This window comes from Aliikangiella marina (assembly GCF_007004765.1).
Taxonomy (GTDB): Bacteria; Pseudomonadota; Gammaproteobacteria; order Enterobacterales; family Kangiellaceae; genus Aliikangiella; species Aliikangiella marina.
Window position 1 is genome coordinate 106,988 of record NZ_VIKR01000004.1, and the last position, 26,967, is coordinate 133,954.

Annotated in this window: 19 protein-coding genes and 1 other RNA gene; 9 read left to right on the plus strand and 11 right to left on the minus strand. The window is 42.7% G+C overall.

Features of this window, described 5'->3' with window-relative positions:
- Nucleotides 1-19 precede the first annotated feature (19 nt).
- Nucleotides 20-1,465: a hypothetical protein gene (locus FLL45_RS15235; RefSeq protein WP_185964488.1), complete on the minus strand. Its 1,446-nt coding sequence runs from the start codon at nt 1,463-1,465 to the stop codon at nt 20-22.
- Between the two features lie 202 nt (nt 1,466-1,667).
- On the opposite strand from FLL45_RS15235, the gene FLL45_RS15240 reads away from it, so the two are divergent.
- Nucleotides 1,668-2,462, plus strand: coding sequence for a response regulator transcription factor (locus FLL45_RS15240; protein WP_142942931.1), 795 nt, complete (start codon nt 1,668-1,670; stop codon nt 2,460-2,462).
- Between the two features lie 12 nt (nt 2,463-2,474).
- Entirely contained in the window at nt 2,475-4,286 is a 1,812-nt protein-coding gene (locus FLL45_RS15245) for a sensor histidine kinase (RefSeq protein ID WP_142942932.1), read from the plus strand.
- Between the two features lie 15 nt (nt 4,287-4,301).
- On the opposite strand, the gene FLL45_RS15250 is transcribed toward FLL45_RS15245, so the two are convergent.
- From FLL45_RS15250 to rpoE, 4 genes are all read right to left on the minus strand, one after another.
- Entirely contained in the window at nt 4,302-5,510 is a 1,209-nt protein-coding gene (locus FLL45_RS15250; protein ID WP_142942933.1) for a S1C family serine protease, read from the minus strand.
- A 34-nt stretch (nt 5,511-5,544) separates the two neighbouring features.
- The gene (locus tag FLL45_RS15255; protein ID WP_185964489.1) at nt 5,545-6,069 is read right to left on the minus strand and encodes a SoxR reducing system RseC family protein; all 525 of its coding nucleotides are present in this window, start codon (nt 6,067-6,069) and stop codon (nt 5,545-5,547) included.
- Nucleotides 6,070-6,193: 124 nt separating this feature from the next.
- On the minus strand, nt 6,194-6,880 hold the full coding sequence (locus FLL45_RS15260) for a sigma-E factor negative regulatory protein (protein ID WP_142942935.1): 687 nt from the start codon (nt 6,878-6,880) through the stop codon (nt 6,194-6,196).
- 225 nt (nt 6,881-7,105) lie between these two features.
- Nucleotides 7,106-7,687, minus strand: a complete 582-nt coding sequence (rpoE, locus tag FLL45_RS15265; RefSeq protein ID WP_142942936.1) for an RNA polymerase sigma factor RpoE — start codon at nt 7,685-7,687, stop codon at nt 7,106-7,108.
- A 416-nt stretch (nt 7,688-8,103) separates the two neighbouring features.
- Here rpoE and nadB point away from each other — a divergent pair, with 416 nt between their 5' ends.
- A complete protein-coding gene (nadB, locus tag FLL45_RS15270) occupies nt 8,104-9,708 on the plus strand; it encodes an L-aspartate oxidase (protein WP_142942937.1) in 1,605 nt (534 codons plus the stop codon).
- Nucleotides 9,709-9,724: 16 nt separating this feature from the next.
- Here the strand turns inward: nadB and FLL45_RS15275 are convergent, their stop codons facing one another.
- Both FLL45_RS15275 and FLL45_RS15280 read right to left on the minus strand, forming a co-directional pair.
- On the minus strand, nt 9,725-10,186 hold the full coding sequence (locus FLL45_RS15275) for a protein YgfX (RefSeq protein ID WP_142942938.1): 462 nt from the start codon (nt 10,184-10,186) through the stop codon (nt 9,725-9,727).
- A gap of 104 nt (nt 10,187-10,290) precedes the next feature.
- Nucleotides 10,291-10,548 (minus strand): FAD assembly factor SdhE, encoded by a 258-nt coding sequence (locus FLL45_RS15280; RefSeq protein ID WP_142942939.1) that lies wholly within the window; start codon nt 10,546-10,548, stop codon nt 10,291-10,293.
- Between the two features lie 134 nt (nt 10,549-10,682).
- Between FLL45_RS15280 and ygfZ the strand changes: the two genes are divergently transcribed.
- From ygfZ to FLL45_RS15295, 3 genes are all read left to right on the plus strand, one after another.
- Nucleotides 10,683-11,564, plus strand: coding sequence for a CAF17-like 4Fe-4S cluster assembly/insertion protein YgfZ (gene ygfZ / locus FLL45_RS15285; protein ID WP_142942940.1), 882 nt, complete (start codon nt 10,683-10,685; stop codon nt 11,562-11,564).
- Between the two features lie 18 nt (nt 11,565-11,582).
- On the plus strand, nt 11,583-12,419 hold the full coding sequence (locus FLL45_RS15290) for an HDOD domain-containing protein (RefSeq protein WP_142942941.1): 837 nt from the start codon (nt 11,583-11,585) through the stop codon (nt 12,417-12,419).
- A 156-nt stretch (nt 12,420-12,575) separates the two neighbouring features.
- Nucleotides 12,576-16,445 (plus strand): LamG domain-containing protein, encoded by a 3,870-nt coding sequence (locus FLL45_RS15295; protein ID WP_142942942.1) that lies wholly within the window; start codon nt 12,576-12,578, stop codon nt 16,443-16,445.
- 58 nt (nt 16,446-16,503) lie between these two features.
- On the opposite strand, the gene rnpB is transcribed toward FLL45_RS15295, so the two are convergent.
- Both rnpB and FLL45_RS15305 read right to left on the minus strand, forming a co-directional pair.
- An RNA gene (rnpB, locus tag FLL45_RS15300) (RNase P RNA component class A) lies at nt 16,504-16,877 on the minus strand.
- Between the two features lie 40 nt (nt 16,878-16,917).
- Nucleotides 16,918-19,647: a choice-of-anchor B family protein gene (locus FLL45_RS15305; protein ID WP_142942943.1), complete on the minus strand. Its 2,730-nt coding sequence runs from the start codon at nt 19,645-19,647 to the stop codon at nt 16,918-16,920.
- Nucleotides 19,648-19,853: 206 nt separating this feature from the next.
- Between FLL45_RS15305 and FLL45_RS15310 the strand changes: the two genes are divergently transcribed.
- The 3 genes from FLL45_RS15310 to FLL45_RS15320 all read left to right on the plus strand — a co-directional run bounded on the left by FLL45_RS15310 (nt 19,854) and on the right by FLL45_RS15320 (nt 24,399).
- The gene (locus FLL45_RS15310) at nt 19,854-20,642 is read left to right on the plus strand and encodes an MbnP family copper-binding protein (RefSeq protein WP_142942944.1); all 789 of its coding nucleotides are present in this window, start codon (nt 19,854-19,856) and stop codon (nt 20,640-20,642) included.
- A gap of 4 nt (nt 20,643-20,646) precedes the next feature.
- The gene (locus FLL45_RS15315; protein ID WP_210247211.1) at nt 20,647-21,798 is read left to right on the plus strand and encodes an MbnH family di-heme enzyme; all 1,152 of its coding nucleotides are present in this window, start codon (nt 20,647-20,649) and stop codon (nt 21,796-21,798) included.
- 390 nt (nt 21,799-22,188) lie between these two features.
- Complete coding sequence (locus FLL45_RS15320; protein WP_142942945.1) at nt 22,189-24,399, plus strand: choice-of-anchor X domain-containing protein; 2,211 nt, start codon at nt 22,189-22,191, stop codon at nt 24,397-24,399.
- A 91-nt stretch (nt 24,400-24,490) separates the two neighbouring features.
- Here FLL45_RS15320 and FLL45_RS15325 read toward each other — a convergent pair whose 3' ends face one another.
- Together FLL45_RS15325 and FLL45_RS15330 are read right to left on the minus strand one after the other, a co-directional pair.
- Nucleotides 24,491-25,168, minus strand: a complete 678-nt coding sequence (locus tag FLL45_RS15325) for a glutathione S-transferase (protein WP_142942946.1) — start codon at nt 25,166-25,168, stop codon at nt 24,491-24,493.
- 371 nt (nt 25,169-25,539) lie between these two features.
- Nucleotides 25,540-26,913 (minus strand): YfcC family protein, encoded by a 1,374-nt coding sequence (locus tag FLL45_RS15330; RefSeq protein WP_142942947.1) that lies wholly within the window; start codon nt 26,911-26,913, stop codon nt 25,540-25,542.
- Between the last annotated feature and the right edge of the window lie 54 nt (nt 26,914-26,967).

Here is a 26,967-nt window from a genome sequence, read left to right on the forward strand (position 1 = left end):
TTTCCTCCCAATCAACATACTAAACAATCGAACTATCAGAAATTTTAGAAGCATCATTACTCTGTCTCTCTGAACGTCGTTTTATTGCGGCTTCAATAGAAACCGGCAGCATTATTAGCAAGTCAAATAGGTACACTAGAATCTGACTTAAATGCTTAGCGAAGCCGCCCACTATTCTAACGATTACGCGACATGCTCTTAAAAATCCGATAGCCACAAGTCCAAGTACTACGCGAAGCGAATGTATGAAAGACTCAAGCGGAATAGCGATAAAGGCTAACGCAAACGGTAGAATAAATCCCATAACCATTTGTCCCATTGACGGAATCCAACGAAATTGTGCTTCGACAACGCCACCGGCTGCGCCAGCGTTTATCAAAGATTGTTGTAGTGCTTCTCGATCGAGTGCCAACAAATCTCTCATATAGGCTAGTGACGCTTCGATTGTTGCTAATATCGTTAATATGGTGAATGTAACTATCATCATTCTGCGTCGCATTCGGTCATCCATTGAGCTAATAATGGGAAATAAATTAGTAATCCTTAATGACTCAAATAAAAACAGTCCCATCGCAATTTCGATTAAAATGACGACTAACGCGGCAATATCTGATGTTTTCATGCTGCCAATATAGCTTGAACCGCCGACCATTTCCGACATCGGTAAGGCGATCAGCTGAAAGTTAATTAACCCGCCCATCACCGCAATCACTAGCACAAGTCCTGAGATAAAAAATTGAGTTAATGCAGAAGAACCCAGAGCGTTAACCGCAGAATCTTTATTCGCTAGAATATCTTGATAATTCTCAACTTGCTTGTCGATGTTTTTTGAACAGGTTTCTAAGCCATTAATTTTATCATTCACTTGATCGAGCTTTTCATCAATATTTCTCCATCGAGGCTGCATTCCAGCCAATAGTGCATGACTTTTCGCACTCGACTTTTTAAAGGTTTTAAGTGTTTGCTGATGAGACTCATCAACCGCTTTTTTAATATTGCTCAAGATTTTAACAACCGTTGGATCGCCACTAGTAGGCAGCGCAGCAATAGTCTCCACAACCTCACCCCACGCTGGTGGCAAAGGTGCCGCATCTACAGATTTTTGGTAATCACTTTCAATCTTTTCAATGGACTCAGCGATCTGACGATGAAGCCCCGGATACTTTGAAAGGTCTCGCTGAACGATGTTGGTAATTCGAGTAAACTCCCGCTCAATCGCTTTTTCAGTCGCTCTTGCTCCACTTGCAATTAAAAATTCTCGATTACGTTGGGTTAACCTTTGCTCTAATCTTGCTAACGTAAATCCCCACAATCGCATGGTCGAATAAATCGCCTTACCGGTTGTTTGAAAAACTTGATGCGCTTGTTTGCGCCCTAAATAGAAAATGATGATCGCAATAATCAGCCATATCACTAGCGAAGTCGCCGCGTTATCAGACCAAAGCATTAATAATTCATTTGTCATAATATTTTCTCCTCGAGCTTCTCGGCTAAATAAATCGCCTCAAATTCTCAAAAGTTACGCTTTGTATATCAAAGGAGTCTTATTGAATCATTCGCCTGTGAAAAATCCGTGAGAAAAACTCACCAAGTGAGAATTTGACCAAGAAATTTAACAAAACCGCATGATAGACTATGCGAAACTTACTTAAACAACTTATCGATGCATGGCTCAAATACTCTGGGTTGAAGACCAGTTTCACTGGATAGACAAGTTCAAACCGATACTTGAAAATGCTGATTTAGGCGATGGTGAGAATAAAAACACACTCAAAATATTCAAATTCGTCGAAGCTGCTTGCCAATATATAAAGGCGACTTCTCAAGCAGCAGATATCGTTATTCTCGACGCCAATATGAATGGCAATGATGATGCAGGGTTTATCGTATCGAGAACACTAGCTAATCAGTGGCCTGACACGCCCGTCATTTATTTATCAGAATATAGCGGCACGGGTATTGAAGAAAAGGCTTTTGAAATGACCACTGCTCAGGATTTTATCGCTAAACATCAAGAGAATGTTGAGCAAGTTATTTGTTGGCGTATCAAAGCTTTGTTGCGACAGCGGACGATGCAAGCCCGCTCAAACCTTTCCAAATCCGATGAGACGATAGTTAGTGGTGAGTTAAAAATTGACTTAACCAACTGGAATGTCTATTGGTATGATGAACGTCTAATGAATCCAAAGAATAACTTACGACCACTGGCGCCGACACCTCGAAAAATACTTAGATATTTGGTCGAGGCATCGCCCCGCCCTGTTTCGACAATGCAAATGGCAGAGTTACTGGCAAACGATGGGTTCACTTATGCGAACTATCGGCAGCATATCAGAACACTCAGACAGGCGTTTGAACAAGCCTCGCTGACAAAAAATAAAGAGAGCTTTATTGAAGCTTGTAAAAATAATCATGGAATAGTTACTTTCGGTGACGAAGGTGGCTACTGCTGGATAAAATAACTCGATCAAAATATGTTAGCTAAAGATAAAAAAGATAATCCGCCTTTATATGAAGAACTTTCAGCAGTAGTAGAAGAACTTGATAAGCCAGGTAAATCAAAATTAGAGGGAAGCGAAAATGATATCGATTTATCCAGTAAAGCATTACCGAAAGAAGTTAATAAGAATCTCGCGGTTTATTTTCCCTTACCTTCGTTGATATTAGGTCTTGGACTTATCGGACTTCTCGTTATCACCTCAACACCGTCACTGGCAAGCTTTTATTCATTACCTCAAATCATCACAAGTCTATTTACAAAATCCGCGATGCTTTTAATTTATGGAGTAGTTGTGTTAATCGATACACATTTTTACCTCCGTAGTAAACACAAAGCAGTAGCGCAGCACATTCGAACTAAAGACTATTTAAATAAGCTTTGGCAAAGTAAAAAAAGTATTCAACAAAAAGCCAATACTTACTCTGGGCATGCTGATAAACTTAAAATGTTTATCAGTGATAAATTACTTGAGTATATCGAGTATGATGAAAAATTTCTTCACTTCAAAGGTATCGCCTCGGAAGTTCGGCACAACGGTGTGATCAGTTATGACAAAGTGATCACTGCTCTCGAAAAAGCAATCGAGCAACAGCATTTTTTGTCTATCTATGAGCAAAACGATGAAAATTCAGAATCCTATCAACACCGGGATGAAGAAAACCAAAGCAACAGTGAATCGTTAACGCTGGATGCTAACGCAAAGTATCAAAATGCCATAGATGCGATGCGATACCTGTGGAGTTTACTCGACTTATCAACCGCCGATAATATGGCACTACATATTGGTAATCAGTTGATTGAATGCGAAGAGCTTTACTACCAACTTCACCTTGATAATGAAAAACAATTAGCGTTAACCCAAAGTATTCCAGTTTCACCAACTTTCTATCCGCAAGTTGCAGCATTAATGACGTTAAGTTTATTCTCTGATGAACGAGAAGTTCGTAACTTATTGCAACTCGCAAAAATCAATTCAGAAGTACTCGATGAACCGTTTGAAATTAAAACCAATATCATCCGTGCTAATCTTTCGCCGGTGGAAGAGTTATTAGGTAACCCAAATCACATTATATTGCTTATCGAAAACTTAATTAAAAATGCACAATTCTTTAGTCAAAGAGTACCCTTTAAGCAAAAAACCGATCGTATCGCACTCACCCTAAGCCAAGGTGAGAATTTTGCTCAGATTCAAGTTTACAACAGAGGACCATTAATTGAAGTGCCTAGTGAACAAATATTTAAATTAGGTTTTTCAACCCGGCGAAGTAAGAAACATCACGGAAAAGGTCTTGGATTATTTTTCACCCAGCAAATTGTCAAAGGATACCAAGGCAAAGTTACTGTCGATAATATTAACAATGATCCATTTGAACTTGAAATTGCTTATGGACTGGCAAGTGGTGAAGAAAAATCAGTGTTTATCCAGGTATATTACGACGAAAATAGCGAACAATTTAGCTGTCAGTCAAAGTCCGCTGGTCAAAAAAATTTAGATAGCTCCGATAAAACCTTTGAGCTTGAAAGCGACATACCTATCGAATTTTTATCCATTAAAGAAGCTGAAAAAAGCTCCGCATCAGTACTCGAAAAGATTGATCTTAACGAGCAAAAATCCTTGGTAGATGTCAGTCATCATCTTTTTGCAAAATGGTCGCTCAAACTAAGCAAATTTAATAAAAAGCATACGTTGACGCTGCAACCGCTCGATATTCAAGGTGTTGCTTTTACCGTCAAACTCCCGACTGCAAATTCTCGATTAAACGATGTAGAACCGGACTTTAGTTGAGAGCAGAATCTCCCACTATTCATTAATTGGCTCGGGTAAAAAGTTATCTTGCGGATCTCGACTGCCGATAATGAGTTTGACTGTTTGCGTTTGCCCATCGCGAATAACCGACAGCTCAGTTTCCATCCCCGGTCGCAAACGACCTATCAAAAAGGGGAGTTCGGTATAGTTGATGATTTCTTTACCATCAACCGCGGTAACAATATCATCTCTTTGTAGACCACCTTTAGACGCCGGAGAATTACGAGAAACTTGGCTGATCAGAGCGCCATGATTTTTTTCTAATCCAAATTGACGAGCGACTCGGCGTGTGACTTCTACGTAACCAACCCCAAGGAAGCCTCGTTTAACTTTTCCATGATTTCTTAACTGATTGACGACATCGACCGCAAGGTCGATAGGGATAGCGAATGATAATCCAACGGAGCCACCGTCGGTCGAGATAATTTTAGAATTCACCCCTATCACTTTTCCATCCATATTGATTAAGGGACCGCCGGAGTTACCGACGTTGATAGCGACATCGGTTTGGATGTACGGCACGTATTGTTCGCCCACACTTCGTCCTTTGGCGCTAATAATTCCCGCAGTGACTGTTTGCTCAAACCCAAAAGGCGCACCGATCGCGACTACCCATGAGCCAACTTCAGCGCTTTCGACACTACCAAACTCAAATGGACTTAACTGGTTAGCGGCAATTTTAATTAGCGAAAGATCGGTTTCTGGGTCACTACCGATGAGATCGGCTTCAAACTCTCGTCCATCAGCTAATTTCACCATCAATTCATCACTGTCTTCGGTCACGTGATGATTCGTCAAAATAAAACCGTCGTCAGAAATTATAAATCCTGACCCCATACCATTGAGCCAGCGAGGACTATCTTCGCTGCCAACTTCAATGCTTACTACGCTGTCCTTGGCATTCTTTGCCAGTTGTGCAAACGCGGGCAACTGGATTTGCGATCGTACTGGAGATGATTCAGGCTGAACTAATAAATCTTGAGAACGTTTTGCCGGACCAAGGTCAGAAAACTGACTGTCTGTTACTGCAGAAGATTTATTTTCGATTCTCGACGATTGCTCAGCGATTTCAGTCGCGTTTATCGATTGGCCTTGCGATTGTTGGCGGGAATCAGCCCTGGCTAGCTCAAGCTGATGCTCAAAATAGAAATATTGAATTGCCATTAAAAAGACTAGTGGAACGATGATTTTGTATTGCTTCATATTCCTATTTCCTCTCGATAGCAAACCCAAATTATTAACTCAGATTTTTGACCCTGATAGACTCAAATTCACTTGGTGAAAATCCTGACGAATGTTTCGCTATCATTTTTGGCACATAGTCCTTATCGAAAGCAACCTTACTGTTGTAACTATGTGTGATTAGCAATCCGCAAACAAAGCCTAATAGACTCATAAAAATAACCACTATCTCATTGTCAAACAACTGATTTGCGGCGATTGCCCCAACGAATAAGCCAAGTAGTGGTATTGTATACGCGACAAAAGCGGCTTTGGTTACGCTAGATATGGGAATGATTATATCAACTCGGTCACCTACTTTGGCATTAAGTAGATTGTCTAACTTTGATATAAATACTTTGCCAGCGAGATACTTTTCGAGAATACCATTACCGCAGGTAGACTCTACCTGACATGAAGAACAGGAAAGCTTGTTTTCTGTATTTACCCAAGCGATACCATTTTCGATTTTGGTAACCAACCCCGTTTCTTTGAGGAAACCAGGTGGCGCGGCTTGAGAGGCATCTTGTGGTGATTGCAATTCAGGTATTATTGTCAGAGATACTTAGGTTTATTATAGATCGGATAATGAAATCCTGGAACGTTTGAAGCTTCGATTAAAAAAGGCGGCTATTAGCCGCCTTCAGATTGAAAAAGAAAAAAGATTAATTTTGAGTGTCGCCGTCTTCGACTTCAGAAGGCTTCTTCATATTTTGTACTTGTTGTTGGATTTCTTCAATTTGGTTAGAACGAACCACCGTTGATACAATCCATTCACCACCGACCTGCTGCTCATAAACATTTCTATCCGTTTGACGCATTTGTCTCAAGATGGCTTGAATTTCATCGAGTTTTGCTTGCTCTTCTAACTCAGCCGCTGAGATTATCGTGTTGGCTATCTCAATCGAAGGTGCCGATTGGCTGGCGACCGTTTGCACTGGTGATGCAAACCCCTCATCTTGCGTATTCATTAGTTCTACAGAGAACACCATCGCATAAGCCACACTGGCCGCAATCGCCAACCCGCCACCTGTGCGTTTAACAAAACTAACCACATTGCCGGAGAATAGCTTACTTGAGGACTTCACTGCCGCATTGTTAGCTGCCGCAACGATGGCAGGTTCCTCGGCAATTTTTTCAGATATCGCTTGGGTGAATTGATAGGAGCAAAAAACGGAATCTTCTTTGCGAAGAATTGCACTTATTTGGTTGTATCGATACCAAGTTTCACAATGCTTATCATCGCCAAGCAATTTATCGACAGATCCGGCATCACAATCGCCATCCAGCAGTTCGGAGATAAACTGCGCTTCGCACTGTGACAGGCTATTATTTTTGATGTTATTACTCATTCGCTCGTTACTCTCAACCCTAAAAGGTTTAACGCATTGTTTTTTAAAGCAATTACTCAGCAAACACTACTTAAACAAATCGATTCGATTGGCTTTATTCACTTTCAAATAGACGCTCAAATCACCCTTGTTTCGCGTTAATATAATTATTCTGCTCCATTGTGACTAGACCGATCAAGAAAAGTTCAAAAAATGTTAAATTTTATTAATTTGTTTTAACCCCTTTTACAAACGATTCTGCATCAGTGGTTTTACCCTCTCGTCGATCGCCTCTCTCGCTCTAAAAATTCTTGATCTTACCGTGCCAACAGGACAATCCATAGACTCAGCAATCTCTTCGTAACTCAATCCATCAATCTCCCTGAGAGTAATGGCTGTTTTTAAATCCTCAGGCAATTCATCGATGGTATCGAATATCACTTTTTTTAGCTGATCTCGCATCATCAAGCTTTCTGGCGACGCATTTTCTCGCAACGCACTACCGACACCGTATGACTCGGCCTCTTGAGAGTCAATATCTGATGAAGGTGGACGGCGTCCTTTAGCAGTTAAATAATTCTTGGCGGTATTAATCGCAATACGATAAATCCAGGTATAAAAGGCGCTTTCGCCTCTAAAATTAGGTAAAGCTCGGTAGGCTTTGATAAAAGTGTCTTGTGCGACATCATAGACTTCAGCTTGATCGCTAATAAATCGACTAATAATCACAAATATTTTGTTTTGGTACTTAGACACCAAAAGATCAAACGCGCGCTTGTCGCCTCTTTGTACTCTCTCGACTAATTCTGCGTCGGTTGTTTTGCTCATTTATTTCTTATTATCCTTCCACATCAGACAGGCGTTTAGAAGCATGCCACTCACCTGTCAGGCGCTTTTATTTAAACGTTTTTACGCTTTGACTCGTCTAAAAAGTTATTTTTTCTCATAGTAGCTTAACAGCTTCATCACAGGATTAAACCTACGATTATTCAAACACGGGGTTAATATGAAATGAGAATTGTTAGTAATTATGCCATCGTTGACTCTCTATATTGGGATAAAGTTCCCGAAATAAAACCCAGAAACAATGAAATATTGAGTCAAACGGTTTCAATCACGTCTAGAAAGCATCTAATCCCTTCGCTTAGTAACTGTATATAAAACAAGCATATAAAGAGAATGCATTGGATTTTATCGGCGTTTTTCAGCAAAATACCGGTTTGTTAAAGATGAGTTGATTATCTATGTCGATTTACCATCGTTCTGACATTTTGGTTATTGGAAGTGGCGCTGCCGGTCTGTCTTGCGCGCTGAGACTAAGCGAAAAATTTTCGATTAATATTCTCTGTAAAAGTCAACTTCAAGAAGGCTCAACCTATTATGCTCAAGGCGGAATTGCTGCTGTATTAGATAATAAAGACTCTGTCGATTCACACGTTCAGGACACACTGGTCGCCGGTGCCGGGTTGTGTCACCAATCGGCCGTCAGATTTACCGTTGAAAACAGTAAAGACGCAATAGAATGGCTCATAGAGCAAGGGGTCGCTTTTAGTCGTGATGAGCAAGACGAAAGCCAAGAGTATCACTTAACTAAAGAAGGTGGACATAGCCACAGGCGGATTATTCATTCGAAAGATGCTACCGGCAAGGCCGTTCAAAATACCTTATCTTCAGTGATAAAATCCAAGAAAAATATTCAACTGTTTGAGAACTACAATGCAGTTGACCTAATCACTGCCCACAAACTGGGCTTGATCGGGATAGAAAACCGCTGCATTGGTGCTTACGCGCTCAACCGAGAAAAAGACCAGGTTGAATTATTCCAAGCAAAATATGTCGTTTTAGCGACCGGGGGCGCGAGCAAAGTGTACCTTTACACCAGCAATCCCGATATTTCTAGCGGCGACGGTATCGCCATGGCTTGGCGAAGTGGCTGTCGAATCGCAAACATGGAGTTCAATCAATTTCATCCGACTTGTTTGTTTCATAGCAAAGCACACTCCTTTCTGATCACGGAAGCATTGCGCGGTGAAGGCGCTTACTTGAAGCTTCCCAATGGTGAGCGATTTATGCCCCGGTTTGATGATAGAGGCGAGTTAGCGCCCAGGGATATCGTTGCGCGTGCCATCGACCATGAAATAAAACGGCTCGGTATCGACTGTGTGTATTTAGACATTAGCCACAAAGACCCTGAATTTATCAAAAGTCATTTCCCAACCATTTATCAACGATTGAAAAAATTAGAGATTGATATCACCAAAGATCCAATTCCCGTTGTCCCAGCAGCACATTATACCTGTGGCGGCGTTGTGGTCGATCTGCAAGCAAAAACAGACATACCGCATTTGTTTGCTATTGGCGAAGTTGCATTTACTGGCCTGCATGGAGCCAACCGGATGGCTAGCAACTCATTACTGGAATGTTTAGTTTTCGCTAAAGCCGCAGCAGAAACCATTATTAAAAATGACGCTCAAATTAATGATATTGATGTCGATATCCCGCTTTGGGACGAAAGCCAGGTTTCAAATTCCGACGAAGAGGTTGTCGTTTCCCACAACTGGCACGAATTAAGGCACCTTATGTGGAACTATGTGGGTATTGTAAGAACGACAAAACGACTCGAGCGAGCTAAAAGACGTATTCAATTACTCAAGCAAGAGGTTCGAGAATATTACTCAAACTTTAAAGTGAATAGCAATTTGCTTGAACTGAGAAACTTGCTAACCGTTGCTGAGTTAATTATCGAATGTGCGATGCGACGTAAAGAAAGCCGAGGCCTGCATTACACCTTAGACTATCCTGAACAGAAAACGAAAATTAAAGACACAATAGTTTCAAAGTTTGATTAAATCTCCGAATGAGCAATCATTCGGCTTCCTGCTTGGCTTGTTCATCTTGCTTGATTTGTTCGTGCAACGAGTACTTGACCCAGTAACACAATTCGCTGTAACTCCGCGGACCCAGACCGTGTCGTGTGAATAACCATTGGTGTTCTGTCTCTCCGTCATTAAAATGAAGGACGCAGGCAAAGCTTGATAGCCAACTTTGCGGTAGCAGTGCCAGATAAACCAAGGAGTGAGACCGCTGGGGATCACTCACTAACCAATTTTCTCCACTCCAACACAAATCGTCAGGCGCGCTAGTCAATTGCAAGTAACGGCGGTAACTGATGTAAAACGTCAAAGCAATTGTGCCCACTGCAATTGCAAGCTGCCAATTAAAGCTAAACAGCAGATAGCTACAAACCGCCAGCACTAGGTGAAGCAACACAATGAAATAAAATACACTAAGAGAAGATTTAACCGGAAACCTTGCGGCAACTTTCACGTTCACTCCTTTGAACAATCAATTTTTCCTGTGAGTCTAATGCAGCCCGCCACTAAATTAACTTTTCTATTCGTTTAATTGTGGCGTCTCAAAGTCATATCACGCTAACTGTCTATTTTCATTTTATGTCTAATTAACTGCACAATTGACGCAAGTTCTGGCTTATCGCACGCGCCAAATCCCATCAACCAAGTGTAAATATCCGGATCAGATTCAGCAAGCAACGCTTGGAATATCCGCTGCTCAGATTCCGAAATCGAGTCAAAGTGTTGCTCTAAAAATGGAGAAAGAATCACATCAAGTTCAAGCATTCCACGACGGCATTGCCAGCGCAAGCGAGTTTTATTGTTTAGTTCACTCATTCAATCAACAATCAGTATTAACTTACGTTTGGGTTGTGGTGATCATATCAGCGATATAACTGAGCGCAAAGCTGTGTTCATTAAGAAATTCATATAAAATACTGACAACTTTCCAACATAAGACTTAACTTCAAATGAACCAAGCAAACCTTTCGGACAGTATCTACTCGCTCAGCAATATGGGCTGCATTCGTTTGACCGGCGAAGACACACTTAAATTTCTGCAAGGACAAATTACCGTTAATACCGAGCATTTTAAAGTGGGCGAGCTCTCGCTTGGCGCTATTTGTAACCCCCAAGGGCGCTGTATCAGTTTGTTCTGGGCAAGTCTTTATCAAGACGATGTCTTGTTGTTTCAGCTGCAGGAAACGATTCCCGAGACAGTTGCTCATTTATCGAAATATGCAGTGTTCTTTAAATCGAAAATCGAGGATGTCAGTACGCAGTATTCGATATATGGCATGTTCGGTCAACAGATGAATTCGGCGACTAAGGAGCAACTTGAGAGCAACGGACTGGTGTGTTTCGAGGAGTCTGACAGTCTAATACGGTTTATGATCATTGAAAGTTCAGCGTCTAAACAATCAGACTTACAAGCCAATGCTAACTCTGACTCCCAATTATTTTACAAATACCTTGTTGAACAAGGGATTCCTTGGTTAACCGAGAAGTCCCAAAGTGAATTTCTACCTCACAATTTAAATCTACCCGAATTAACCGCCGTAGATTTTAAAAAAGGCTGTTTTACCGGACAAGAAGTGATCGCCCGAATGCAATACAAAGGGAAATTGAAAAGCCATATACAGATGATGCGATCCCACAATGAGATTGAGGCAATTACGCCTCTTTCAACAATATATGCCGACGGGGCTAAAGCTGGTGAAGTCATTTGTGGTGCCTTCGATAATAACCAGACGGCTAATATGTTGGTTTTGTTGAAAGATAAATATCAAGAATGTGAAATTTTTCGCATGCGTGATGAAAATGGGCCTATACTAGAATTAGTTAGTCATTGATAATCAAAAAAATTAGTAATGAGCCTTGAAAAAGAATTTCTTGCCGAACTTATCGACGCAATCACAAATGATCGGCTAACCCTGCCGACGCTACCAGAAGTGGCTCTTCGTATCCGCGAGGCGGTCAACGATCCTGAAGTCAACTCTGAAACTCTGGCTAGTGTTATCGGTCAAGATGCTGCGCTCGCAGCGAGAATAATTAAGGTCGCCAATAGTCCATTAATGCGAGGCTCAGTCGTTGTTGACAATCTCCAATTGGCGATTACTCGAATGGGCATGGCATTTGTTAGAAATCTGGCGACAGGACTAGCGATGGAGCAAATGTTTCAAGCGACCCATGATGCGGTTGATAAGCGGCTCCGTGACTCTTGGCAGCACTCGTTAGAAGTTGCCTCGATTAGCCATGTTCTTGCCAGTAATTTTACCAAGTTAAAATCCGATCAGGCCACGCTGGCTGGATTGGTCCATGAAATCGGTATTTTACCGATTTTGACACTCGCCGAAGAGAACCCAGCCATTCTGGAACATGAAGCCGTGTTAGATAAAATTATTAACCGATTAAACGGCAAGGTCGGCAGAGCCATTTTGAAAGCTTGGGAGTTTCCGGAAGAACTCCTTGAAGTCCCTTCTGGTTGTACTGACTTCAGTCGGGACAAAGGACCTGTTGCTGACTACGTAGATGTTGTCACCGTGGCGAAGCTACAGTCTTATCCTGAAGGCGAAAACCCTTATGCTAAAGTCGATACTTCAACCATCCCAGCATTCCAGAAGCTCGGTTTGTCGCATGAAATCGACGTGCACCACGTTGACGAGCTCGCTGAGGAACTCGAAGAAACCAAGCAAGCCCTCGGTTAACAACGATAAATTAGGGGTATTTTTTCCCCTTTTTCCACCGTATACTCCAATTAAGCTAACAATTATCCTAAAATTTTGGCAATAACCCTATGTTTTGATTATAAATTTAAGGTTGTTTTGTCATTTCTTGAGTAGTTGATGAATATTGAGTAGTTGATGAATAAAAGTACCCTCGCAAAATCTATCTCATCAATCCTAATTGCGATTCCGCTGTTTTCGGCGAATGTAATGACTGCCCATGCAGCGCCTGGTGATATCTTATTCAGCGAGGACTTTGAAACCGACCTGTCTCAGTGGACCATTGATAACAGCGGGGGTGGCGATGCGAGTTTAGGCACCGAAACCGCCAATGGTGGAAGTTCCTCACTTCGTCTTAGACACGATACCGTTCTTGCAACAAGCATTATTATCGATACCAATGTCCCAGGCGCAGAACTTACACTATGGGTTCAGCGGGGCGACGATTCCTTCAGCGAAAACCCTGACGGTAACGAGAATCTTACAATCGAATACCTGAATAATTCATCGGTTTGGACCGCGCTAGAGACATTTTTGGGGAGTGGTACCCCGGGTGAAGAACTTAATCTGACTTATACGCTTCCGAGCGATGCACTGCACGCCAACTTTCAAATTAGACTGAATTATGCACAGGGATCAGGCAGTGATTTCGACTATTGGCATATTGATGATGTTGCGGTGACTGAAACTGATCCTTCTGCAATCAGCGGCCTTATCGGCGAGTGGCGATTCGACGAATTGTTTTGGAACGGCTCTGCCAATGAAGTTATCGACTCAAGCGGCAACGATCTCAACTTGACCGCTTTTAGCGCGCAAACTAGTGACAGTTCGCCAGCGCTCCCAGGCGATCCTGGCACCTGTTCGTACGGCGTATTTAATGGTTCTGTGAGCTTTATCCAACTCGATGATGATACTTCAACCGCCGATTCGCTATTAGATATTCCCAATAACTTGACGATTACCACATGGATTTACACCAATGTGATTCCTTCGTCAGGATTAAAGTCTATTCTCTCCAAAGACGAGAATTATGAATTCCATGTTAACACCAGTGCAGAGATATTTTGGTGGTGGGGCGGCGGCTCGAGAAGTTTAACTACCAGCGGTGCAAATATTACTCCGGGTCAGTGGCATCACATTGCAATCACCTTTGAAAGTGGTGATCAGCGAATTTACGTCGATGGAGTTCAAAGAGGCAGTACCAATTGGGTTGGAACCTTAACTTTGAACAACGACCCGTTGCAGGTCGGCCAAGATTTAGACATACCTGAACGGTTTTGGGACGGCTTTATCGACGAAGTGAGAATATATGAAAACACGTTATCACAAGCGGAAGTCATAACGGTGATGAATGAAACTCGGCCATGCGTCTCTAGTGGTGTATGTACTGAAACTTTCGAAGATAACTTTCCAGCGATTGCTTACGATAACTCTACCGGCAGTCAACCCTGGGTAACCGATTGGATTGAACAAGACGATGACGGTAGTCCCAGCTCAGGAAACGTCATCGTTTCCGGCGGCGAACTAAGAATGGATGATTCTCCGAATTCTGGCGGAGAACCGTCAATTGAACGAGAGCTCGATCTCAGCAGTTATTTCACCGCCTTCATTACGCTCGATATGTCGACTTCAAACACCCTTGAAAACGGGGATCGGTTTGATATTGCGGTCTCAGATGACGGTGGCTTGAATTACACGATTTTAGAGTCTTTTGCTAATGACTTTAACGGCACCTTTAATTACGACCTCTCACCCTACTTATCAGTCAACACTCGCATCAGACTGCGGGTTGAAAATGGCTATGGCGCAAGTAATGAGCGAGTTGATATCGACAATATCGTTATCACCGGCCAGCGATTATGCGGTGTCGACCGATTTGTAATTATCCATGATGGCGCTGGTATCAACTGCTTAAGAGAAGCGATTACAATTCGTGCCGAGGACTCGGCAGGCGCGCTAGTTACTGACTATTCAGGCACCGTAAACTTATCTTTATCAACTAACAACGGTAATTGGTTCACCGTCGATTCAAGCGGTGTCAGCGCTGATCCCGCTACCGGAACGTTGACCGATACGGCAGGCGACAATGACGGGGCAGCGACCTATCAGTTCAACACCAGTGACGGTGGCGTTGTCACCCTCTATTTGGAGGATACCGTAGCAGAGACAACGAATATTGCCGTTGCAGAAGGCTCAGCAACTGATGACAATAGCGAGGGCGATATTACCTTCAGACCATTCGGATTCGTGTTTTCGCCTTCACCGATTCCAACTCAAATCGCCGGTAGACCGTTTGACGTTGTTTTAACCGCGGCCGGACAGACACCTTCGCAACCCGCTTGTGGTGTCATTGAAGAATATACAGGCGTTAAGTCCCTCAACTTTTGGTCAAACTACAACTTACCGACCACAAGTCCCACTCAAGTTTCTATTAATGGCAACAGTATTGCGACCACAGAGGGTACATCGAGTGGTCAGAATGTGACTTTTACTAATGGCGTTGCGACGATCGCTGCCCAATACGATGATGTTGGTGAAATAAGTTTTAGTGCCAAAGATGTGAGTGGTATTGGCGAGCCGCCAGGCGGTTCAGGCGATGAAATTATCGGCGGAATTAGCCCTTTTGTAGTGAGACCCTTTGGCTACGATATTCAGGTTTCTGGCGACCCCTATGCGAACGACGGTACTGCACCGGTATTCACTACTGCGGGGGGTATATTTAGCTTAACGATTAGCTCAGTACTTTGGCAAAATGCCGATGACCAAATCATTAATGCCACTGGCCTTGCAGGTTCAGATGGTATCCCCGACCCCTTTATTGACACCAATGGTGATGCAATCCCGGATAGCGGCGGTGATCTTAGTGACAACTCTGTCACTCCCAACATTTCACTGATCAGTGGAACCATTGGGCTTACGCCAACGGCCAACGTTGTCACCAACCGTAATGGCGCCTTATCAGTAAATAGTGTTTCCTTGGCCAGTTTTGCGGCGCCCGGAGATCCCGCTCAAGGCTCTCTGACCATCAGCCAAAGCTGGGATGAAGTTGGCATATTAACCATCGATGCAACCACGCTCGGATTTATGAGCACTTCGGAAAATGTTAATGGTCAACGGATTAATATCGGACGCTTCATTCCAGATAACTTTTTATTAACCATTAATACCATCAATGAGCAGTGCGGCAGCTTTACTTATGGCGGCTTTTTTGACGGGGTTAACGCTGGCTTGGATAGAAATGGTCAACCGTTTACCGTTTCTGGAAACGTGACCGCAAGAAATTCATCTAATGGAACGACACAAAACTATCAAGGCGTTTTCGCAAAACTCACTAATAGCGATTTTGCGGCTCAAGGATATAATGTTTCAGCCGGCGCGAATGCAACCGGTAGAGTCAATCTAACACCTGGAGCTCTCGCTTTTGTCAGTGGTACTACAAGCTATTCTGACGCAAATAGTGATTACCAATTTGATGCAATTGCGGCCCCTTTTGATTTGCGCATAGATTTGGGCGTGACGGATTCCGATGGTGTCGTCAGTGGTACCGTCAACTCCAATGATTTTGAAACTCGACTAGGTCGAATGACTTTGCTTGATACTTATGGACCAGAGTTGTCGGATTTAGAAATGCGGGTTCGAGCAGAGTACTTCGACGGCACCTCTTGGGTTAGAAATACACAAGATAGTTGTTCCACGTATATACAAACCGACGCTAGCTTTGATGCGACAAGCTATACCGACAATTTAAGCGCTGGTGAAACGACTCTGTTCTCTCCCGGAACGACACAAACGCTGACCAATGGCCAAAGTGATATTGCCAATGGTCTTTGGTTTACTGCTCCAGGTAACAATAATTTTGGTTCAGTGACAATCAACCTGAACTTGGGCGCACAACCATGGCTACAGTTTGACTGGAGCGGCGATAACAACCTCAATCCGGCAGCAGCGACTCTCAACTTTGGATATTATCGAGGCAGAGACAGGGTGATTTACTGGCGAGAGCTTTAGCAATAACTTGCAGACTCACCGAAGAATAAAAAAGGCTCCAATCAGGAGCCTTTTTTAATTTTGTGGTCAACCGATAAGCCGGATTCTGTCGTGGACAGTCATTCGTCTAGGCGTTTCGTCACCAAAACGCTCAAGCAGCCTACCCGGTTCCAACGCGAGCCACGTCTTAAGATAAAAATCTTCAGGAACCCTATTTGGCCTTGCTTCGAGTGGGGTTTACCTTGCCACTGATGTTACCATCAGCGCGGTGCGCTCTTACCGACACCATTTCACCCTTACCCTAAATTGAAAACAATTTGGGGCGGTATATTTTCTGCTGCACTTTCCGTAGGCTTTCGCCCCCCAGGCGTTACCTGGCACCCTGCTCTGTAAAGTCCGGACTTTCCTCTCTCTAATCGCAAGCGATTAAACAGCGACTGCCTAGTCGACCAATCAGCATTTTACCAAGAGAAAGAAGACTGATCGAGACTAATTAGTGTTTTGTTGCTCGCCGATTGAAAACTAGCAAGAATGCAAGCAACAGCAAACTCCCCATACTTCCACCACCACTAGAAGAAGATGGAGGGGGTGCAGTCGCAACGATAATGCTGACGCTCACAGTTTCACTAGAAACACCACCACGAATATCAGTGACAGTTAATGAGAACTCAAGTACACCCGCAGCCGAAGGCGCGACAAAAGAAGCCTGAAGTTGATCTGCATTGCTAATTTGTACCGATTGACCTGACACTTGTTGCCATAGATAAGTGACCTCATCACCATCGGCGTCCGAAACGTTGGCAGTTAGACTAACGGTTTGTCCCGCGTTAGCCTCAAAATCTTCTAGTTGAGTGATCGTTGGTGCGGTGTTTGATTCGTTGTCAGCAATTTCCACATTAATATCAACATCTGCCCCTAAACTTGATCCAGTGGCATCGCTCAAGCGAATTGTAAAGTTCTCATCACCTTCTAGAGTATTATCATCAATAATAGTTATGCTGATTTGTTTAGATTCAGAATCGCCGTCACTCCAATTTAACGTGCCGCCAGCTAGCTCAAAATCGACTCCTGTTTCAGCAGTACCGTCAATAACTTGATAGTTAACCGTTGCAGCCCCTTCGGTTCCTCCATTTCTAGTGACTTCAACAACGTTGGCACCAGAATTCTCAACGAAAACGACATTGGTTTCCACGAACTCAATAACACCAACATTGGGCGCACCGTTAATCTTCACTGTCAAATAACTTGGTGAGGATAAAGTTGCACCCGATCGCGGATCGTATAACCTCACGAAAAATTCTTCAGCCAGTTCTGCGGAAGACTCCTCCGGTAAAATGTCGATGTTAAATGATTTAACGCCTTGTTCATTGCCGGTCCAATTGAGAGTTCCTGAAACCGGTGTAAAGTCGCTATTGGAATTTGCACTACCGGAAATCAGCTCGTAACTTACCGCGACACTTGTTGCGCTACCTGAAACACCCGAGCGAGTGACATTAATCGTTGCCGTACTGCCATTATCGACTTCAACAGCGCCAGACTCAAACTGGAGCGTCCCTTGAGCGTTAGCTTGAGTATTATCTCGTAAAACATACAACCCGCTATTAATATCGCTAACCAGGATTAACCCAGAAGGTAAAAATGGATAGACCCCCCAAGCCCCGTTGAAAGAGTCTCGGTCGCTTGTTGGAAAAGTATCGAAATAACCGGCGACGGTCGGCGAAGCAGGATCAGTAATGTCCAAGATCGTTAAGCCACGCTCATAATTAGACATATAATAGCGATTACCACGAACAAACCCATTGTGGTCAATAGCTGTTGTCGGGCCCGTCCACTGGCCCACTTGGGTCGGGCTACGTAAATTACTGATGTCAAAAATTCTCACTGTGGTGTTCAACCCACCTTGAAACTCGTCAAACTCATCATGCAGAAGAACATATTGTTTATCTTCTGTCACCCAACCGGAGTGAACATACTTGTTATTGAAACTGACATCATTGTAGCTTGCCGTTGAAAGAAGTCGCGTATCGGCAGGATCACTTATATCAAATAGGCGCATCTGTTTTTCGTTGAACCCAATAAACACGCTACAGTTAATGGTTGCTTTGATGCACTCTGTATCTTTTCTGCTATCTGAAATTGTTACGGAAGCACCGTCGTGAGTGTACTCTCCAAAATTAACTTGATTATTCTCAATGTCTATTGTTTCTGGATTCGTTAAAGAGTAATTATGAAAAGATCCCGATAACGTGTTGGCTCCGGTGAGTTGTAAAACAGGCTCAGCGTTTTCTAGTTTCGTGTTCAACGTGTAATCTACGTTTGAAATATACACATTGTGAGCAGTGCCCACGCTCGAGTTTCGTTCGACTAAAGAGATACTATTGGGTAAATCGTTTAAATCAATAATCGTAACACCATCGCCGACTTGATCAATCGTGACATATGCATAAGCTCTCCATCGACGCGAAGACTCGTCAAAGTATTGGTAAACCTTCAAATCTCTCCAAGTGCTCGAGCCACCTCGAATAGTGCCAACTTCGACGGGATTTTCAGGGTCACCAAGATCAACCACGACGGCGCCATTTCTTACCCCAAATAGGGCGTACTCTCTACCAGTATTCAGATCGACATGGCCCCAGATATCATTACCAGCAGTGGGTCTCGAACTAAAGGCGGAAAGTGGCATATGCGAAACTAAATCAACATTTTCACAGGGGAAGCTACTGGCGAAACCGCCGACACAATTCTCTAGCGCATGGGTCTTATTCAGTTCCTTATACGCAGTTAATTTGTTCTGTAAATCTCTGCTTTTAGTGAGATTTTTTCCATCAGCGATAACTTGAAATCCCTTTTGCCGCAAATCATTCAGCATATCAGCAGGAACGCCGAACAATACCGTCGGATTATTCTCGGGACTCTGAGTTTGGAAATGATCAAAACGATTATATCCAGCGAGTATCGGAACTATTTCGCTCTTTAAGTAGAATAACTCTTCGGTCGAAGCAATTTGATATTCTCCACTTGCGACTAAGACCTTATCGCCTTTATTGGCTTTTTGAACCGCGTAACTGATTGTTTTGCAGGGGCGTAGCGCATTGTCACAAAAGCCGACATCCTTACCTGTCGGTGCAACAAATCTTGCTTTGTCATGCTCGGAGTGCGCTGAAATATTACTGCACGCTAATGTACAGATCGTAGCTAATGTCCATCTCGTGAGAGTATTCATTTCTATCCTCTGATTGGATATCGATAACTATTAGATAAGCTTAAATAGTTGGATTCGTTGAATAATATTTCATTTAACCATGCCATCCAGGTGAGTTAAAAGTTGAATATTCACGTTTAACGCGGTAAACAAAATAATCGCGGACTGATATTATTAGTATTACCACTTTACTAGCTTAAAGAAGTTTCGCTTTGATTTTTGCGCAAATGAGCACAAATTCTATCACTCAAATCCCGCGTTTATTGATCGCAGCGCTGGTCGTATTGATGTTGCAAGCGTGCGAACCAGACACTCAATTAATAACGATAAAGTTCAACCCGTCCTTTAACTCAAACCCTGTCGGTTGCGATACGGTCATCAAGAATGAAGGAGAAAGTTATCAGTTAAATCAAATTCAATTTTATATTTCTTCAGTTTTACTAATGGATTCACAAGGAACCTGGCATCCGGCAAGTTTTGTTACGTCGCAAAATCGTCACAATGAAGTCGTTTTAGTCGGTGGAGTTTGCCCAGATCCATTCGACTGGGGATTGAACATTATCACTCCAATTGAGCGGAATAACATTAAAGCATTACAGTTTGACTTGGGCGTACCGTTTCACTTGAATCATCGGAATCCACTGACCCAAGAATCTCCTTTAAATCAATCAGACATGTTTTGGACGTGGCAACTTGGTTACAAATTTTTAAGAACTGAATTTTCTGGGACTGAATCAGATTGGGTCTTTCACCTCGGCTCTACAGGGTGTACATCGCCCGCACCAGTCAGAGCGCCTGAGTCGCCATGCAAAAATCCGAATAGAAGTACGATAACCATAACTCCATTTGATTCGACAAAGGTGGTCAAGGTAAACCTTGATCAGCTATTAAAAGATACATCTTCATTGGACGAGAAAAACTGCCAGTCTTTTGAAGGTAACGCCTTGTGTGATTTATTGTTTCCTAGGGTTGGAATAACTGGTGAGCAAACCTTTTTCTCTCAGGACTCGAAGTAAAATAATGATGCGAATGACACTTGTTAAATCCTTTCGTAAGATCGGCAATCATTTTTTGATTGTGATTGTCTCACTTTTGATAGCCAGTTGTAGCGATTCAAATACAGCCCCATATGATTGGAAATTACGCAAAGACTTCCCTGAACCTCAAGTACCTTTGAACAATCCGATGACACAAGCTAAAGTTGAATTGGGCAGACATATTTTTTATGACAAAAACCTGTCAGCTAATCGTCAACAGTCTTGTGCTTCTTGCCATAATCAGCAATATGCATTTGCTGAACCCTTGAGCACATCAACTGGCTCTACCGGTACTATACTGAGAAGAAACTCTCCAGCATTAGTGAATATCGCTTACAACAAAACACTAACTTGGGCTCATGATGGATTAAAAACGATCGAGCGGCAATTACTGATTCCAATGTTTTCCGAAGATCCCGTGGAGCTCGGTATTACTGGGAACGAAAACGAAGTACTCAACCGTTTTAAAACGCCAGAGTATGCCTACTTATTTGACGAAGCATTTCCCGGCCAAACAATATCCTTCGATCTAATTAATAAATCACTGGCAAGCTTCGTCCGCAGTTTAATCTCTCTCGAGTCAGCTTTTGATCGTTATGCATATGATGGAGACGACAATGCGTTGAGCGAATCAGCACTGCGAGGAATGACGTTATTCTTTTCAGAAAAATTGGAATGTCACCATTGCCATGGCGGTTTTAACTTCACCCAATCAACAACCCATGAAAAACAACTACTCGATCGTCGACCTTTTCATAACACCGGTCTTTACAATGTTGACAGTGATGGTGGATATCCGAAAAAAGATAAAGGTCTCGCCGAAATTACCCAGAATCCAAACGATGACGGCCGCTTTCGATCGCCTACCTTAAGAAATGTTCGGCTCAGTGCGCCATACATGCACGATGGTTCAATAGCGACTCTGGAAGAAGTGATTGATTTTTACGCCGCCGGCGGTAGAAACATCACAGAAGGTAAGTTTCTAGGAGATGGCAGGTTAAATCCTCACAAAAACGCCTTTATAAAAGGATTCGAAATAAGCGAAACAGAGAAAGCAGATCTGATCGCTTTTTTAGACGCTTTAACCGATCAGGAGTTTCTGAATAACCCTTCCCACTCGGCACCAAACGAGTAATTTTTCAGTTAACTTATTCTATCTATTTATTTCACTCCAACGCTTTACTCCGATAACATTACGCGTCATTTTTTTAACAAGTTCAGATATAGACAGCAATGATCTCTCATTGTCGCCGGTTATTTTTTACGCGTTAACAATGTGAACCAGTTCTCATTTTTTTGAGATATCAATTTTGACGCCTGGACAGACCACAGACCTCATTCCACTATTTATTCGCCAATTATTTTAAGGTTGCTTTAGAAAAAAGCTTTTTTTCGGTTTGTGCGGGTTTCACCAATACGCATTTAAAGCCGTGCTTCGCCGATCAATTTTTCTACCCTAAAAATCATTAGCATTTTTTACTGTTTAAAAACTAAAACTAACTGACAGATAAGGAAGGCTATTAACATGATAAGTAACTCAATCCGTTCGTCTAAAACTATTTTGCTCGGAGCCAGCTTTGCGATTAGCTTTTTTGGCTCACAAGTTGTCGATGCAAATACTTATAAACACGTTGCCGTAGCACCACAAGACATAGAGCAGCAGCGACTCCCTGCCCCTCAAGCTAAGGGAGTATTCAGTCACTCGACAATGTTGCCTATCTACTCGAAAGACGCAAAAATGATTTCAAACGCTCAAACTAATGAGATGGTGATCAATAAGTCTATCAAGTTTGATGGTAAAGGTGACAGTCCGATTATATTTTTGGGTCCCGATGCAGAGCAGTGGCAAATGAGCATCACTGATCCTAATGGTAGAAAAGTTTTTGATGAAAAAAAACTGCCGACAAACACCCTTGCTACAGAAAATATTGCCATCGGCAACCAATCCTATAAAGGTAAAAAACACATTTTAAAAACACCAGCAGCAGGAGCTTGGAAAATAAGCTTAACTCGCCAATCACAAAAAAGTAGTTCAAACAGTGATTTTCAAAATCGTTCTGGTGCTATTAACAAAAGCAGTTCAAATACAAACAAACTCATGTTAAGAGATGGTATGCAACCAGCAATCGAAAAACCACAACTGATAGCTGCGCGCCCTCCAGTTACCATCCAATCAAATCAACAACCAATCGGTTATCTATTATTTAAAGGCGATCCTGACTTTAAAGTATATTCGCATATCGATAGTCACTTCACGACCCAAGGAAACAAGATAAATTTAGTGTCTTACATGATTGATTCGAAAAATATTCTTGGTGAGAGAAAACTTCAACAGAAAAAAGCTGCGCTCGTTGGTAATATCGACATTGCTTCAGTCACCGTGACAACTCCGTCAAATAAAACTATCAATTTATCGTTACAAGATGATGGAACTAGTGGCGATAAGATGGCCGGTGATGGTCTATTCAGTGTGCGTTTACCGACTGACGAAATTGGGGTCTACACGACCCATGTTCAAGTTGAAGGCATTCGTCCCGATGGTAGTCAGTTCTCTAGAACAGTGATTGATCTCTACCCCGTCGTCGCCAAAAGTTTAAGTTTTGCTAAGAAACCTGCACGCTTGATTGCCGATCAAGGAAATAAAAGTTTTTTGCAGCTCCCAGTTATTCTTCACAAATCAATTGATCGCGTTTATTTATCAGCTGAAATTTGGGGCGCAACTGCGAATGGTAAAGGACAAGCCAAAGCCGCGACTTGGGTTGGCGGTATCGTTGAACCCAAAACTAACAGCCGAGATAGTGTGCTACAACTTAAAATTGACGATCGTTGGTTGACCACGCAAGGCCTCAAAGCACCATTTCAGCTCAAGAATGTCACATTGCAAACTGTCGAAGAGAATGTCCCACTCGAAAAGTTAACTAGCCTTCCGCTACTCACTAACCGAGTCTTTGATAACAAGCTCTCACTGAACTTACTGCAACCAAAGCAGCTTTCAGTAACCAATGATATGCTTAGCAATGCATTCGAGGGACGCAATAAGACATCACTACAGGCTGATTCAAGCAAACAAATCTATGCTTCTGGCAACAAATTAATGCTCGTCCACGGATACTGCAGTGGCGGTGTTTGGAATACCGGACAGTTCAGTAGTTCAGTCGAATTCCAAGACTTTAACCAAAACCGAAGCCACGACACCTTTGCGAGAAAAATTCGCGACTTTGGTAATCAATTTTCTTCCTTCGGCGTAGTTGCTCACAGCCAGGGCGGTGCAGCAGCACTGCAGCTCTATGCTAAGTATTGGAGTGGCCTAGATAATGCAACTGGAGGTAGACTCATTCAGTCAGTGGGCACTCCATATCAAGGAACCGCACTTGCCGGAAATGCCGCAGTACTCGGCGACATATTTGGTATAGGTTGTGGAAAGAACACCGATCTCACCTACAGCGGTGCAGCCAACTGGCTCGCAACAATCCCATCTTGGGCAAGAGCGCAGGTTGATTACTATACGACTTCGTTTGATACTCGCTGGTGGCGCTGGGATTACTGCAACATTGCGACCGATCTTTTGCTCGATGATCCGGAAGATGGTACGACCGAAAAGTGGTCTGGACAACTTTCAGGTGCGGTAAACAAAGGTCATAAGAAAGGTTGGTGTCATACCAATGGTATGCGAGATCCCGCTCAATTCAAAGACAGCAGTCGTAATTCAAGCATGAATTCACGCGCTGCTCGCTGATCAAGAACGTGTGAATAAACTTTCACAAAAAAGGCCGCTTAATCGCGGCCTTTCTTATATTAAACACTAAACAGTGTGCGTTCGATTGTTTCTATGCGACTTGTGCGTAAGCGTATTCGCCGCCTTTCTCTAAAGCCAGTTGGTAAGCAGAGCGGTCATGAATTTTCTTAACGTATTCGCGAATCGATGGATACTTGGTTTGGTTTTCAATGCGCGACATTGCTGCTTCTAGCGGAAACACCATCTGCACATCAGCCGCAGTCATTTGATCGCCGGCGAACCAAAGGTTTTCGGCCAAATGTTTTTCGATAAACTCTAAGTTGTTTTCTAAATTTGGGCCTACGTAAGACTCCATGACCTTGTCCGATATTATTTTCGAAATCGGTTTCACAAAAAATGGTTGCTTGGCGGTTTTGATTTTATCGAAAATTAACTTCATCACAAGCAACGGCATTAATGATCCCTCCGCATAATGCAACCAATACTTATATGACCAATAAGCATCATGTTCCGCCACCAGCATTAACTTCTTTTGTCCATATTTTTCCACCAGATATTCAACAATACAACCGGACTCAGCTATCACTTTGCCATCATCGCTTATCATCGGCGACTTTCCGAGCGGGTGAAGTTTCTTAAGACTCTCTGGCGCTAGATTCGTGCGTGCGTCACGCTCGTACCTTATCACTTCATAAGGCACATTGAGCTCCTCTAATAACCAAAGAATTCGCTGCGAACGAGAATTATTTAAGTGGTGAACAGTGACCATAGCTTATCGACCTGGGTTAACTAATAATAATTGTTGTAAATGCAATACAGCTTTGAAATCAACAATTTCCACTATATACGTTCGCTAACAAGAACGGTTGCAAAAATAGTTAAAAATTAACCTCGAGATAAAAAAAAACTATACAAAACTTTGATCAAAGTTTGACAATAAAAGCCTCAATACTTTTGCTCGATTTAACAGTTTTGGTTAATTATTTTTAATTAAAATGCGTATTTTTATTCGTGATTATAAAACTCTTACTTCTAATTTTTAGTTATAAACTTGGTAACCATTATTAATCGGCTCGAACCAAAAAAAGACCGAATTAACCAGCCTTTTTCTTTACCCAATCAAACAACGCTTAGCGAACATCATTGATAATTAATTAGCACCGCTACCACCAGACTAACCGCACTGAGACTCAACAGTTTTAAGATTAATGGACCTATAAATTTAAGCCAACGACTGTAAGGAATACCGCACATACCGAGAATACCCATTAATACTGGATTGGTAGGGACTATCATATTCATTAGCCCATCACCCATCTGATAAGCGAGCACTGCAACCTGGCGTGAAACACCAACGATATCTGCGATGGGTGCCATCAATGGCATCGTGACATAAGCTTGGCCAGAACCTGAAGGAATAAAAAAGTTTAAAACACTCTGAATGAGCAACATTCCTACCGCAGCAAGTTCTGCGCCCGCATAGGTTAAAGGCTGTGATAGCGCATTAACAATGGTATGCAAAACCTGGGCGTCCGAGAGTATTAGTTCAATACTTCGAGCAAAGCCAATCAAAATTGCAGTCCCCGTCAATTCTGATGCACCTTCAATAAATTTTTTTGCGGCATCATCTAAAGTGATGCCTGACACGAAAACTACAACGAGTGTCAAACCTAAAAATATCGCACCCAATTCTTTAAAGTACCAGCCGTACTTTGCAATTCCCCAAACAATCCCAACAAGCGTTATCAATGTCGCCCATAAAACAATTTTGCGACGAGCGTTTAGTTCGGGATGACCTTCAACCGTTGGCGGCTGAGCTTCTGCCACATCATAAACCAAACTATTTTGCGGATTTTCTAAAACCTTGCTCGAATATCCCCAAAGATGATGAAAGCCAACGGCCATGAACGGCACAAACAGCGCCAACCGATACTCCCAACCGGACGCTAACTCTACCCCGGCAACACCCTGAGCGACGAGCACGGTAAAAGGGTTAATCGCAGCAACCCCATATCCCATTCCGTAACCGACGACCATAGTGGCAACAGCTGCCACCGTATCCATCTTTAAGGAGACACAAATTGTGATTAAGATAAGCACCAACGGGATGTATTCTTCTGCCATTCCAATCGATGCTGATCCGGCCATAAACGATAACATCACCATAAAAAGCAACATCGCAGGCCGATGAGAAAATTTATCTAAGACTTTGCCTAAAATTGCGTCGATAGCGCCCGTTGAACGAATAACCGCGAGCGCTCCACCGATTAAAAAGAGAAAAAAGATTATCCCCTGAGCTTCGCCGAGCGCTCTTGGTATCACCGTAAAAACCGACCATAAAGGAAGTGGGTCAACATTTTCTAATTGTTGATAGGTGCCCGGAATGACAACTTGGTGCCCATCTTTTGTCGCCATTTCGAAAGTCCCTGCCGGCACTAAAAAGGTCGCTAGGTAAGCTAAAAGAACCATGCCGAATAACAGTACAAGCGTGTGTGGAACTTTAATTGAACTCATTACGCAATATTCTCCCTATTTGCTGGCAAACGATATTAGATTGAATATACCAAT